Annotated in this window: 8 protein-coding genes and 1 pseudogene; 4 read left to right on the top strand and 5 right to left on the bottom strand. The window is 56.6% G+C overall.

The genetic code is table 11. The features are described 5' to 3' along the window. The 4 genes and pseudogenes from VGE80_RS23450 to VGE80_RS23435 all read left to right on the top strand — a co-directional run. Positions 1–725: pseudogene (locus tag VGE80_RS23450) on the top strand (hypothetical protein); the annotation flags it as partial. Between the two features lie 330 nt (positions 726–1,055). After that, on the top strand, positions 1,056–2,354 hold the full coding sequence (locus VGE80_RS23445; protein WP_440594340.1) for a hypothetical protein: 1,299 nt from the start codon (positions 1,056–1,058) through the stop codon (positions 2,352–2,354). A gap of 254 nt (positions 2,355–2,608) precedes the next feature. After that, positions 2,609–5,212: a PSD1 and planctomycete cytochrome C domain-containing protein gene (locus tag VGE80_RS23440; protein ID WP_440594339.1), complete on the top strand. Its 2,604-nt coding sequence runs from the start codon at positions 2,609–2,611 to the stop codon at positions 5,210–5,212. 12 nt (positions 5,213–5,224) lie between these two features. Then, on the top strand, positions 5,225–6,697 hold the full coding sequence (locus VGE80_RS23435; RefSeq protein ID WP_440594338.1) for a DUF1501 domain-containing protein: 1,473 nt from the start codon (positions 5,225–5,227) through the stop codon (positions 6,695–6,697). 51 nt (positions 6,698–6,748) lie between these two features. On the opposite strand, the gene fhcD is transcribed toward VGE80_RS23435, so the two are convergent. From fhcD to VGE80_RS23410, 5 genes are all read right to left on the bottom strand, one after another. Next, positions 6,749–7,675, bottom strand: coding sequence for a formylmethanofuran--tetrahydromethanopterin N-formyltransferase (gene fhcD, locus VGE80_RS23430; protein ID WP_440594337.1), 927 nt, complete (start codon positions 7,673–7,675; stop codon positions 6,749–6,751). An 87-nt stretch (positions 7,676–7,762) separates the two neighbouring features. Next, a complete protein-coding gene (locus tag VGE80_RS23425) occupies positions 7,763–8,161 on the bottom strand; it encodes an STAS domain-containing protein (RefSeq protein ID WP_373651934.1) in 399 nt (132 codons plus the stop codon). Beyond that, complete coding sequence (gene mtaB, locus VGE80_RS23420) at positions 8,121–9,443, bottom strand: tRNA (N(6)-L-threonylcarbamoyladenosine(37)-C(2))-methylthiotransferase MtaB (RefSeq protein WP_373651935.1); 1,323 nt, start codon at positions 9,441–9,443, stop codon at positions 8,121–8,123. The genes VGE80_RS23425 and mtaB overlap by 41 nt, the downstream gene beginning before the upstream one ends. A 285-nt stretch (positions 9,444–9,728) precedes the next feature. After that, positions 9,729–11,366, bottom strand: a complete 1,638-nt coding sequence (locus VGE80_RS23415) for a hypothetical protein (RefSeq protein ID WP_397570135.1) — start codon at positions 11,364–11,366, stop codon at positions 9,729–9,731. A 183-nt stretch (positions 11,367–11,549) separates the two neighbouring features. Further along, positions 11,550–13,079, bottom strand: coding sequence for a sialate O-acetylesterase (locus tag VGE80_RS23410; RefSeq protein ID WP_373651937.1), 1,530 nt, complete (start codon positions 13,077–13,079; stop codon positions 11,550–11,552). Positions 13,080–13,483: the final 404 nt, after the last annotated feature.

The following is a 13,483-nucleotide window of genomic DNA, read 5'->3' as shown; positions in this document are numbered from 1 at the left end:
AGAAGCATCTGGGCAATCTGGTCATGACGGGGACAAAACAGAAAGAGCCCGTGGATAACAGCGCGGGGCAGAATGTGACCAGCCTGGATCGTCGCTTCAAACACTCCAGTTACCTGACACCCCACAGTGATCTGGTGGCTCTGATGGTACTCGAGCATCAGGTGGAAGCTCACAATCTGATCACGAAGGCGAACTTTGAAACCCGGCAAGCCCTCCATACAGAAGCCGGAATGAATAAAGCGCTGAACGAACCACCCGAGCATCGCTGGGAAAGCACGACCACCCGCATTCGCAATACTGCAGACAGATTGGTGAAGTATCTGCTGTTCTGCGACGAAGCTCCGCTCCATGGTAGATTGACCGGCACCAGCAGCTATGCTGACGAATTCACGCAGTGGGGTCCCCGGGATGAACAAGGTCGATCTTTACGCGATTTCGATCTCGAACGTCGTCTGTTCAAGTATCCCTGCAGTTATCTGGTGTACTCCAAATCTTTTGATTCCCTTCCCGTGGAGGTAAAGGAAGTTGTCTATCGGAAGCTGTGGGACATACTCACGGCGACCGGACCGCAAAAAGACTATAAGCATCTTTCCGATACTGATCGCAGCTCCATCCTGGAAATACTTCGATCCACGAAAAAGGATCTCCCCCCCTACTGGTATCCCTCGCAATCGGCGGCCGATACCGCATCGAGCGTTGGCGCGCCAGAGCAGAAAATCGACTGAATTCCCCACTGCTTTGACGGCCTTTCCGTGCCAGTCTCTCCCTGATGACGATGCCGCTTCAGGACAAAAACTGATAATCTCGCCCAGGAATCGCCGGACCGCTATCACGATTCTGACGAAGGCAGCAAGTTCCCCGGGGAACTGTCCCGGCATCTGACATGCTATGCTTTCCGAGGCCGTCGTTCACGTTGCGAGATTGGGGCAACTCGTAGTGATGGGGAATCAATGCTGAGTAACAAACGGTGCTGTTTCACGGCAGAAACTCATCTCGCCACGCTTTGGACTCAAACGTCTGGCCGTCGACCGTCTCTTCGAGCCTGCGCCGGAGTGATGGCAGGCATCCTCTGTTATGCCACTTTCATTCTGATCGTCGGCACTGCGGATGCGCAGGAACGCCCGACGACGAAAGCGACGGTCGATGAGTTGCTTGGTCGACTCGATGCACCGACGCTCTCTGAACGATCGCAGGCAGAACGTCAGATCCTGGATCTGGGGCCGCAGGTTCTGCAACAGCTACCAATACCGGAATTGATCGAAAGTGTTTCGGCCCGCGAATCAATCCGGCGGATTCGGTTACAACTTGAGAGGCGCGCTGCACGCGAGTCGTCTCGCGCGGCGCGAGTGACTCTCGAAGGAGATTTTTCTCTCGAACAGCTCCTTCAGCAGATTCAGATGCAGACAGGGAACAGGCTCACGCTCAATAAATCTGCTGCGGCAGTCCAACGTCACAACCGCAAGGTAGTGTGGAACCAGGTGTCGTTCTGGGAAGCTCTCGATCAGCTTTGCGAATGGGAGCAGGTTCGCTGGCGATTCGCTGAGGAGGACTCTGCCATTACCATCGAACTTCCCGAAGCAGAATCCACTCGCACGTCCGTTCTTCAACGATCGGGACCATTCCGACTTGCCATCGACACGGTCGAGCGGCGTCCCGTTGTTGGTGAACAAGGACAGCAATTGATCCGCGTGCGCGGTCAACTTTCCATCGAACCTCGACTGCGTCCCCTGTTTCTCGCGATGGCCGCTGCAGATGTTGTCGCAACCGCAGACACGGATCGTTTACTCGCGGCCTGGAATCCGGATGCACGGTACGAACATCCTGCCGGTGATGGGGGAAGACAGATCCCCGTCCAATGGGACTATTCCCTGCGAGAGCCACTGTCCGTGAGCGAACTGTCGCTGCAGGGACGCATTCACTGTCAGATCGCCGCCTCAACCGAGCGAATCGTCTTTGACCGGACATCAATGGTGAAGGGGACTGTCCGCCGCAGAGGTGGCGTTTCGGTTCGACTGAAAGATGTGGAGTTCGATTCAACGCCCCCCGCAGGGGTGAATGCAGAGATCGATATCGCGGTCACGTATGACTCGGGAGGACCGGCGTTTGAGTCTCATCGAACCTGGATTTTCCATAATGAGGTCTATCTCGAAACCCGGGAGGGGGTACGAACCAGCTTCACCAGCTTTGAGACGACCCAACAGTCCGACGGAGCAGTCGGGGTGACTTACTACTGGACTGCGCTCGCGGACCCACGAGATCAGTATCGCTTCGTGTACGAGGCACCGACACTCATCATCAACGTTCCCGTTGACATTGACCTGCGGAAAATCCCCGTCCCGAAGGAGACTGATTAGGTCAAACGTCGTTTGGCTAACAGAAAGCCGCTCGAACCGCGGCAATGTTGTCGCACGACGTCGCAGCTTCATTCACCCCAGCCGACGTCCCATGAAGTTGACTTTGGTGTAATATACACGACGATATTCACATTACTTCCGTCTGATGTATTCCTCGTGCCCGGAACACCGCCCGTCGTGATGTTCGAAATTGGGAATTGGCGGATTGATCGAGTCAGTATCTACGTGACGAAATCTTGATCGAAGCGAAACTGATGGCGAAATTGACAAAGCTTCCCGCAGGGACACCGCTGACATTCTCACCGTCGCAGTTGATATCCCACGTTTCCTTGGGGCTGACTCTGATTGGACTGTTCATCTGCAGCAATAACAGTGCAGGTGCAGACCCCGGAGAGTTGGACTTCAATCGTGATATCAGACCCATCCTGGCCGAGAACTGCTTCTATTGTCACGGTCAGGATGGAAACAAACGCCAGGGCGATCTGCGACTGGATTTGCGCGATGCCGCAGTGGCTGCTGGAGCAATCGTCCCGGGCGATGCTGCGGCGAGTACCCTCGTTCAGCGAATCCATGCAGACGACCCCGAACAGTTGATGCCCCCTTCCAATTCAAACCGCCGATTGAGTCCTGAGCAGAAAGCACTGCTCGCAAAATGGATCACCGACGGGGCAAAATATCGAACGCACTGGGCGTTCACCGCTCCTGTCCGTCCGGCCGAGCCAGAGGTAAAACTCAGCGGGTGGGTTCGCATGCCCATTGATCGCTTTGTACTCGCCAAGCTTGAAGCGGAAGGGCTCGCACCCTCGACGGAAGCGGATCGAGCGACCTTGATCAAGCGACTTTCGGTCGACTTAATCGGGCTTCCTCCCCGACCTGAAGAAGTCGAATCCTTCGTGAAGGACAACAGTGAGGGGGCCTACGAGGCACTGGTCGATCGGCTGCTCAACAGCCCTCACTACGGCGAACGCATGGCACTGAGCTGGCTCGACGCGGCTCGCTATGCCGACAGTAACGGGTTCCAGCAGGATGGCGACACGTGGCAGTGGATCTGGCGCGACTGGGTCGTCAAAGCGTTGAACAACGATCTTCCGTTTGACCAGTTCACAATCTGGCAGTTGGCGGGTGACCTGCTGCCAGATGCCTCGAACGATCAGAAAATCGCCAGCGGCTTTAATCGCAATCATCTTCTGAACGGTGAAGGGGGGGCGATTCCGGAAGAGCAGCGTTTCGTGAACCTCTTCGACCGAATGGACACGACATCGACGAACTGGCTGGGGCTGACGATGGCATGTGTCCAGTGCCACGACCACAAATATGATCCGATCACCCAGCGGGACTACTACAGTCTGCTCGACGCTTTCAACCGCGTACCTGAGAGTGGAACACCGCAGTACTTTTCGTCACGTATCCGCGTCGCAGCTCCGTTTATCGAACTTCCCACAGACGAAAATAAAGCGAGATTTGCCGAGCTGGAAATGCAGATTGCGGCCGCAGGTGTCGACGCAAAGCTGGCCGCGGATTCGGCGTTTGAAGGCTGGAAGACCGGACTTTTTGCCGATGGCAAACCGGCCGAAGGGAACGGGCTGCCTGAGCCTGTTGCCGCAATCTTGCGAAAGCCCGACGGCGAGCGAACCGATGAGGAGAAGAAGTCACTCGAACCATCGCTGCGGAAATACTTCGACGAGAAAGTCCGTTCGACTCTGGTATCGAAGATTCCAGCTCTGGCCAAACTTGATGGTCTTAACCGGCAGCTTGCCGACGATCGCGCAGATCAGTTGCCACGGGTCATGGTAATGAGCGACGCCGCGCCGCGTGAAACGAAAATACTTGATCGCGGCGAGTATCTTTCTCCGACCGAGAAAGTCTTGTTCGCAACACCTGCGTTCCTGCCGCCACTGCACGATGAGGCGCCACGGAACCGGCTTGGTTTTGCTCAATGGCTTTTTATCCCCGAACATCCGCTGACCGCTCGTGTTCAAGTGAATCGAATGTGGCAGCACTTTTTCGGCACAGGCATCGTGAAGACGTCCGAAGATTTCGGCGTTCAAAGCGAATTCCCGATTCATGGCGAACTGCTCGACTGGCTGGCGGATGAGTTTCGCCAGCGGGGATGGAGCATGAAGTCCATGCACAAACTGATTGTCATGAGTGCGACGTACCGACAGTCCAGTAAGCTGACCCCCGAGCTGAAGGGGCGAGACATCGAAAATCGGCTGTATGCTCGCGCCTCGCGGATGCGAATGCCGTCATTGATACTGCGAGACTGGGCACTTGCCTCTTCGGGACTTCTGGATCCTCGTATCGGCGGACGCCCCGTTTACCCATATCAGCCCGATGCGGTGTGGGAAGCTCTGGCGATCACCAAGGAACGGGATTTCACTTATCCCGCCTCTCAGGGCGCAGACCTGTACCGGCGCAGCATCTACACGTTCTGGCGGCGGACGGTCAATCCGTCCAATATGTTTGACACTTCGAACCGGCAGACTTGTCGAGTGCGTTCGATACCGACCAGTTCTCCTTTACATGCCCTGACCACGCTGAACGATCCAACGTGGGTCGAAGCGGCACGCATGCTGGCAGAAAACTGTCTGCACCACGCCCCCGACCGAAGTCAGCAACTGTCTTACGCCTTTGAACGTGTCCTTTGCAGGACTCCCACGGCGTCTGACCTCGCCCGTCTGCATCGAGCTTACGACCGTCAGTTCGCGATTTATCAGAATGAAGTGGATCACGCCAAGACGCTGCTGAAGGTTGGCGCTGCCCCCCGTGATGAATCGCTCAACGTTTCCGAGCACGCGGCACTCACCGCCGTCTGTCTGGGAATCCTGAATTTTGACGAAGCGCTCACACGAGAATAGAAGAGAGCCGGAATGTTTGACCTGCTTCAAAACCAGATGTTGAAGTTTCATCGTCGTCAGTTCCTCGGTTCCAGTACCAGCGGAATTGGCCTCGCTGCGCTGGCGCGACTGATGGGCGAAAAACCGGCCGAGGCTTCTGACGCTGAAGGGAGGCTGCAGGCCGGATTGAGAGGATTACCCGAGCTGCCACATTTCCCTCCGAAAGCAAAGAGGGTGGTGGTCCTCTGGCAGGGTGGGGGGCCGTCCCACGTCGACTTGTTTGACGATAAGCCGATGCTGAGAGAGATGGCCGGCAAGGATATTCCAGATAGTGTTCGAGGGACAACGCGTCTGTCGACCATGTCGAGCGGTTACGGGAAGTGGCCCTGTGTCCCTGCCATCAAGCCTCACCGCGCCTATGGTCAGGCGGGAACCGTCATGAGTGAGATGCTGCCCAGTGTGGGAGGCATCGCAGACGACATCTGTCTTGTTCGCAGCATGCATACGGAAGCGGTCAATCACGCGCCGGGAGTAACCTTCTTCATGACGGGGGCTCAGGTTCCGGGGCGACCAAGTATGGGAGCGTGGCTCTCGTACGGATTGGGGAGCGTGACGGATAACCTGCCGACATTCGTCGTGATGACGTCCAGTGACCGCGCGAAGACCTGTGGACAGTTATTCTTCGACTACTACTGGGGGAGCGGATTCCTGCCCAGTCGTTATCAGGGGGTGCGATTCCGGAACACGGGTGATCTCGTCCCTTACCTGACAAATCCACCTGGCGTCAGTTCCCAGGCACGTCGCGCATTGCTGGATGAAATCGTCGACATGAACGCCGCTCATCTCGAGGACTACGGCGATCCGGAAATTGAAACGCGGATTTCGCAGTACGAAATGGCGTTCCGCATGCAGACCAGCGTTCCGGATCTGGTCGACTTCTCAAACGAAACAAAAGCGACGATCGATCGATATGGCCCCGACGCGTTGATTAAGGGGACGTTCGCCAACAACTGCCTGATCACACGACGCCTGCTGGAACGGGGTGTCAGTTTTGTGCAACTGATGCACGCGGGTTGGGACCAGCACAGCAATCTGTTTACTCATCTGGAAACGCAGTGCCTCGATACCGAAGGCCCCTCGGCCGCTCTCGTTCTTGACTTGAAGGAACGGGGCATGCTTGACGATACGCTCGTCGTCTGGGGAGGTGAGTTCGGGCGAACTCCATTCGGTCAGGGAGACCCAGCCAGTCCCAAGGGACGCGACCATTTCGGTCGCGCCTATAGCTGGTGGCTTGCCGGAGGAGGAATCAAGCCCGGTCACGTTCACGGCGCGACCGATGAATTCGGCTGGAACATCACGTCCGATCCGGTGCATGTTCATGACATGCAGGCCACAATTTTGAAACTGTGCGGTGTCGATCACACCCGTCTCACATATCGCTACCAGGGCCGGCAATACCGGTTGACTGACGTTCATGGTGAGATTGTGGAGGGAATCCTTGCTTGACCCCCTGCTGACGACCCGTTTCTGTTCCCCGAGATACGGAAACAAGTGAGTTCAGAGCAGATCGCGCAGGTGGAAGTGGTGTTTGCCTAGTTTTCCGCCGTAGTTTCCTGCAGTGATTCTCAGGACACCCGGCATGCCCGCAGCTGCGTGAAGACCCTGGCGCATCGCCTGGTTCACTGCATCAAAGCTTAAGCCGTCGATCACGACTTCGTAAACGGCCTGGCAATCAGCCGGCAGTTCGGATGGAGTGAGTGAGCGAAGCGTAGGGCAGTAGGCATCGTTCGTACTCGCCTTGAGTTTCGGATAACGCGAACCCACTTTGCTTCCTGAGCGTACGATGCCTCCGGGAAAGGGGAGCGCGACATCGGGGACTTTTCGAATGGCATCCGCCGCCGCTTCCGTCGCGACCAGGGCTGAGATTTGATTTGTGCCGCAGATCAATAGATTACCCCCGGCAACCCCCGTGATCGTGCCGAAGTAGTCTTCACAGAGAAATTCCCCATCCATGACCGGGATTCTCCAGAACCGTCGGTGATCCGGTTTCTTCGACTTTTGAAAGCCGTCACCAAAGTAACGAATGGCCCCGCCGATCCGAATTTGTTTTTCCCTGGGGCAATTTTCGATTCCGTTGAAACAGGCCGTGGTCGGGCAGGTCAGCACACACTGTCCGACACGGCTTTGCAGTGACTTGGCCAGGGCGTCGATCGAAAATGCAAAGACCAGCACAGAAACCCCGGGCCGCCCATCTGGCGTCTCGCCCGACGGGATCGTTTGTTCCACAGCCGCTTCGACATCACAGGCGATGACACTGGTTGCGTTGCCGCACAATTCAGTGGCGGCAGTCAGGGCCCAGCGTTCACTGATCGCAGTCAGCACGAGCCGCGTTGCTTTAATGGGGAACGCTTCCGCAAATGTATCGACAACTTCGACATCATTGATTCGTAAGCTGCTGAGAGACTCGGATTGTTCGGGAGGCATTTCCAGGTCCGTGAGTCACATCGGTGGATATCAAGATTACAGGCGTCGATCGTCACAGTTGCAGATCTCAGAACGATTGGCCTCCCCTCATGAGGTTGTCTCAGTGAGGGAAATCCGCTCCTTCAGTGACTCGACCGACTCATCGACTGTCAGCTTGATGTGAAAGTATTCACTCAGATTTGACGTGCGAAACACCTGGCGAAGGAAATCATTCAGCCCGCACAGAGCCAATCGTCCTCCTCGGCGATGCAGATTCCGATGCAGGGCGATCAATTTTCCAATCGCCGAACTCGTCATGATTTTCACCTGGCTCAGGTCCAGCGTTATCCAGTTGCGCCCAGATATCTCAACCAGTTTCGTCAATTCGAAACCGAATTGTTCGATGTTGTCTTCTTCTGTAAGACTGGGCCGTACGACGGTCAGGACGACAACCGGCGCCCTGTCTTCAATCGTGAAGTACGTCGCATTGAAGTCTTGCAGTGTCATGCGGGGGACTCTCCCGTTCAGCTTCGACAAAATGACGCGTTGCCCGAACAGCACGGCCGATGCACATGCGACCGATATCATCTCGAGTTCCCGGCATTTCCACCGGGGCGTAGCTTCGTTCCGTACCGCAGACCCAGCCGGGGCGACTGGATTCACTTTCGACCATGACTTCCAACGACCGCCCCAGCAGCGATTGATAATAGCGTTGAGCCAGGTCCCGCTCCAGTTGTTCCAGACGAGCCATCCGTTCATTTCGGATCGTTCCGTGGACTTGCTCACCATATTCCGCTGCGGGCGTGCCTTTCCGCGGACTGAATGGGAAGAGATGAATTTTCATGAACTCGGCCTGACGGCACGTTTCCATCGTCTCCTCAAATTCCTCCTCGGTCTCGCCCGGGAATCCAACGATGACGTCCGTCGCAAATGCGGGACGGTCCAGCAGGTCACGCATTCGCTGGATCTTGTCGAGAAAACTTTCGACCGAGTAACGGCGGCGCATCCGCTTCAAAACCGTGTTGGATCCGCTCTGCAGCGCGGGATGAAACTGTGGGCAGAGATGTTCACTGTCGGCAAAAGCGGATATCAGCTCGTCGTCGACTTCCGCCGCTTCGATGCTGGATAACCGCATCCGCCATGAACCCGGAATCTTGTCCAGTTGCCGCAGAAGTTCGGGAAGACGGAAACGGGACTGGCCCAGACGCGCCCGCGAAGTGTCGACACCGTAGTGCCCGACATGCACACCCGTAATGATGATTTCCTGATAGCCATTGTCGATCAACCGACGCACTTCCGCTTCGATATCCGCCGCGGATCTGCTCCGCAGACCGGGACGAACCTGAGGAATAATGCAGTAGGTGCAACGCAGGATGCAGCCGTCCTGAACTTTGACGTAGGCCCGACGACGGCCTTCAAAACGGCTGATCCCCGTGGGAATGTCGACGATCCCGTGCCGTTCCAGCACGTCTGGTAATTCCCGTTTGTCAGTCACAACTTCGAAGACCGAGGGGAGTCTTGAAATGGCCTGGGGATCTCGGGTCGCGTAGCAACCCATGACCAGCGTCCGTGTCCCCGGATTATGCTTTGCCAACTGCCGAATCACCTGTCGTGAACGGGAATCGGCGTTGGAAGTGACGGTACACGTGTTTACAACGCACAGATCTGCGGTTTCGTTCTCCCGAGCTTCCCGGAATCCGTTCTTCTCGAGTGCTTCGAGTACGAGTTGCGTTTCGTATTGGTTGACTTTGCAGCCGAGCGTCACCATCCGACAAAGTTTTTCGGCCATGTTATCCTCGCCCGCTTCGGGAGCGCCACCTCCAGAGAAAGCAGCGGAAAGATTCGACAAAAGAGGGATCGCTTCGGTTGGTTTGTCGTGTGCCAGAAGCGTGTATCCACGGGAGAAGCCCCGCAGCAACAAGCCCTTGGGCAGCGCTGCATCCCAAACGAAACTGTCTCGCGAGGAATTCGTTTAAGGCGAATTCGCTGTGCAACAATCGTATATTCGCAAGTCAGGCCACCTGCCGCTATGCGACAGGTGGCCCAAGATTGGTTTCCGACGACGAAAGACTTCTTAGCGGCGTCGCGAGTCGTCCCGTCGACTGTCGTGCCGACCACGATAAGATCCTCGTGATTCGGTTGGCGGGACGATTACAAGGTAGGAAATCGCTTCTTCCCAGGTAGGAATTCCTTCATAGCTGACCGGAAGAACGACTTCTTCATCAGCATCTTCGGACTCCGAATCGCGATCGACACTTTGAATCTCGTCCCCATGTTCTTCGTCGCTGAATTCTTCCGACACTTCTTCTTCGAGGTCTTCCGATTCCAATTCAGAAGCGGCGGGGATGTCTGAGCGTCGGCCGCGACGACGGCGGCGGCGGCGAGGTCGACGCACTTCGCGCTCTTCCTCTTCCGGCTCTTGAACTTCATCCGTGGCCTCGACCTCGGTGAGTTCTTCGTCAGCATCGTCATACGCAGCGGGTTCATCGGCGTCACACGAATCGTCTGCTTCGAGATCAGCGGGGACGCTGGCCAGATCCGATGCAGATCGACCACGTCGTCGTCGGCGTCGACGGCGTCGGCGTGGTGGTCCACTTTCCCCGTCATCGGAATCGAATACAGATTCTTCCGGCTCACTGGTGACGGCTTCATCGATGAATTCGTCGTCCGAATCTGACAGGAAGAGGTCACCTTCGAAATCGTCTTCCGGTTCAGGGCGTCGAGTGGCGACCGGTCTTCGAGCTGGCGGCGGGGCGACCTTGTCTTCACGTTTACGGACTGGTCGGGCTTGCTTTGGACGAGGAGTTTCGACGGCGTCTTCCACTCCGGAACCGAAGTCGTTCCCCACATATTCAGACGCAGTCTCTCGTGTCTTAACGTTCTCGGCGGGGCGCTGCGGTCGGCGTTCCGCCTGGGGGCGTTTGGCCGCAGCAGGTCGTTCTGGAACCGCTCGTTCGGCTGCGGGACGATCCGCTGGAGCAGCACGCCTTGGCTTTGGTGGCTGTTCCGTACGTGGGGGACGTTCTCGGCGCGATTCTTCGCGTACCTTTGGCAGATCATTGTCGTCGTCAGCAATCGTTTCCTCGACGGCTTCGAGATTGCGGCGACGTGGCCGTTCTGGTTGTTCTCGTCGGCGTTCTTCCCGGCGTGGTGCTTCCTCACCCCGAGCGACTTCCGGCCGGGGGGATTCGGCACGAGTTGGCTCGGCTGCCCGTCGCGGCGTTTCTGACCGGCGAGCTGGTTCTTCCCGACGAGGGGCCGATTCCCGGCGCGCTGGTTCGTCCCGCTGACCCCGACGAGGTTCGGAGGAACCCGATTCCTGCCGACTACGGCGTCCCTGAGATTCGTCAGTCCGACGAGCGGGAGGAGTTTTTTCGGACTCGTCCCAGTTCCAGGATTCGAGGATATCCCAGAACTCGTCATGATCCTCATTGCCAGGAACGGTTGATTTCTTATCGGTCTCGACAACTTCCTGAGCTGTCTCTTCGACTTCGTCAAACCCTGCCTCGGCCACTGTTTCCATTTCAGCCGCCGAGCTGGATAAGGAACTTCCCGTCACAGCAGCCGCCGAATGCGACTCGGCTACGGGTGCTTCGTCATCGGGAAGTTCAAAATCGTCGTCGTCGTTGAATTGGATCCCGAACAGATCTGAGGCAATTTTGCCCCAGGAGTCATCATCAGGAGTGGAACCGCGCTGTGCAGGATTTGCCATGAGTACTTGCTGGTCGATTAGGAGAAATTAAATGGGCGGGCAAGCTCCGCTGAGGCCCGCCCTAATCTGCTTGAACTATGGCGATTTGCCACGCCTTCTGCAACAGTCTTCGTGGGTTAGAGTTGGCAGGATCGGCGAATTCGTCGACCCTGCCCGCTCGGAGTCAACTGTTGCGGAATGAAACTATTTGTTGTTCGCCGTCACTCCTGGCCAGTCATCGGTCCGGAAGGGGGTCAGAGGCAGTCCGGCACCGCTGAAGACATTCACGATGGGATTGTCAGCCCAGCCGTAACGAACGGCCACGGGTTCGGCGACCTGATCGCTCGACACTTCAATCGTGTTGTCTGGCAGAATTGTCGCTGTTGCCCAATGGAATTTCTTGTCTTCACCAGCAATCGCGAATCCACGCAGTTCCTTAACGTCGAAGGGACGCCATCCGCTGTCGACATAGTCGAACGTCAGGACAATCTTGTTGTCCTTGGCAGTCATCGATTTGTATTGAGGACTGTGGTAGGGAACGGCCACTCCGTAGTCTTTTGCAAGTGCCCACCGGGCCAGTCGACGGCCGACGTCAACCTTGTTTTTCGGATGGATGTCTTTCCCTTCGCCGATATCAATAATGACCGCTTCGCCCGTCTTTGGCAGACGAGACATCGTCATGGTCTGAGCTTCGCGAAGTTCTGCCCATGCGCTATCGGTTGGCTGTGGCTGTTCATTCATGAAGTCCGCGAGTTGGACCCAATAGAAAGAGAAGTCGCCCTGACCCCACTCGTCGCGCCAGCTTTGGATCATAAGTGGGAACAGATCGCGATACTGATACGCGCGACTCGCGTTGGATTCACCCTGGTACCAGATCGCTCCTTTAATGCCGTAGCCGAGATGTGACTTCAGCACACCATTGTAGATGTTGGCAGGACGGTGGTTCCCGGCCAGCTGACCTTTGAGCGCCGTCAGCTCTTTTTTCTCTGCGTCCGAAAGGCTGTCCCCTTTGGCGACAAGTTCGTTGTGCCGGGATTCGATTTGTCCCCATCTCTCAAGCAGAGCCGAGTACTTTTCGTCGGCAGCGAGAAGATCGCGTTTAACCCAGGCTTCACACGCCGATCCACCCCAGGCGTTGTTGATCATCCCAACGGGGACACCCAGCGTCTGGTAAATCTGTCGGGCGAAGAAGTAACCGACTGCGGAGAAACCCCCGACATTTTCTGGTGTCGTCACTAACCACTTACGGTCGTCGTGGCTCCAGAGCGCTTCCTGAGTTCCCACTTGCGGAAAGTTAATCATTCGAATTTTGGGAAAATTGGCCGCCAGACGCTCCAGGTCAGGATCGTTGGCGAGATTCACCGACCACTGCATATTGGATTGCCCGGAGCAGACCCAGACTTCTCCGACCAGAATGTCGGAAATTTTGACTTCTGTTTTCCCTTTCACCAGCATCCCGTAGGGACCGCCGACGGGAATCGGATCAAGCATCACTTGCCATGATCCATCTGCAGCCGCCGTCGTAGTCTGACTTTGTCCGTTGATGGAAACCGTGACGGACTCGCCCGCATCGGCGCGTCCCCAGACCTTGTTCTTCTGTCCCTGCTGCAACACCATGTGATCGCTGAAAACGTTCGGCAGCTTTACATCTGCTCGAATCTGGGTCGTCAGCGCAGAGACCGCAAGTCCCATCGCCAAGAATTGTCTTGCCCCTGATGCCCATCGAGATGCCATTCCATTCCTCATGTTCGCTCTTCCTTTGTTTTGTTCCGTCAGAGATGAGTGCTCACACTCCAGAGCTGGCGCCAACCTCACCGGTGCGAGGAGCACACACGTAACGCTTCGTGGATGCGAAAACAACCGAACGGGGGGCAATTTGCAGGTCCGTCCCCTGCGCAGAAACGTTTGTCAGACACTTCCGTTGATTTCGGGGGCTCAGCCCCCACATTGCGAAAGGCCGAGGTCGCACTTCTGCTCGCGCGGCTGTCCCGTCATTGGTAACCGGCGGTTCGCTGGAAGTCGCTCGAAATTGCTGTGCGACAAGACACAGTCAGCACATGTGAACTTCTGAATACTGACCACAGCCCCCGCCGTGAACGTTCTCACGCAAGTGAGAACGTTCGCGATTCAGCGATTCG

Source organism: Schlesneria sp. (assembly GCF_036405755.1).
Lineage (GTDB): Bacteria > Planctomycetota > Planctomycetia > Planctomycetales > Planctomycetaceae > Schlesneria > Schlesneria sphaerica.
The sequence above is the reverse complement of the archived record's forward strand: the minus strand, read 5'-3'. Positions and strand labels throughout refer to the sequence as shown.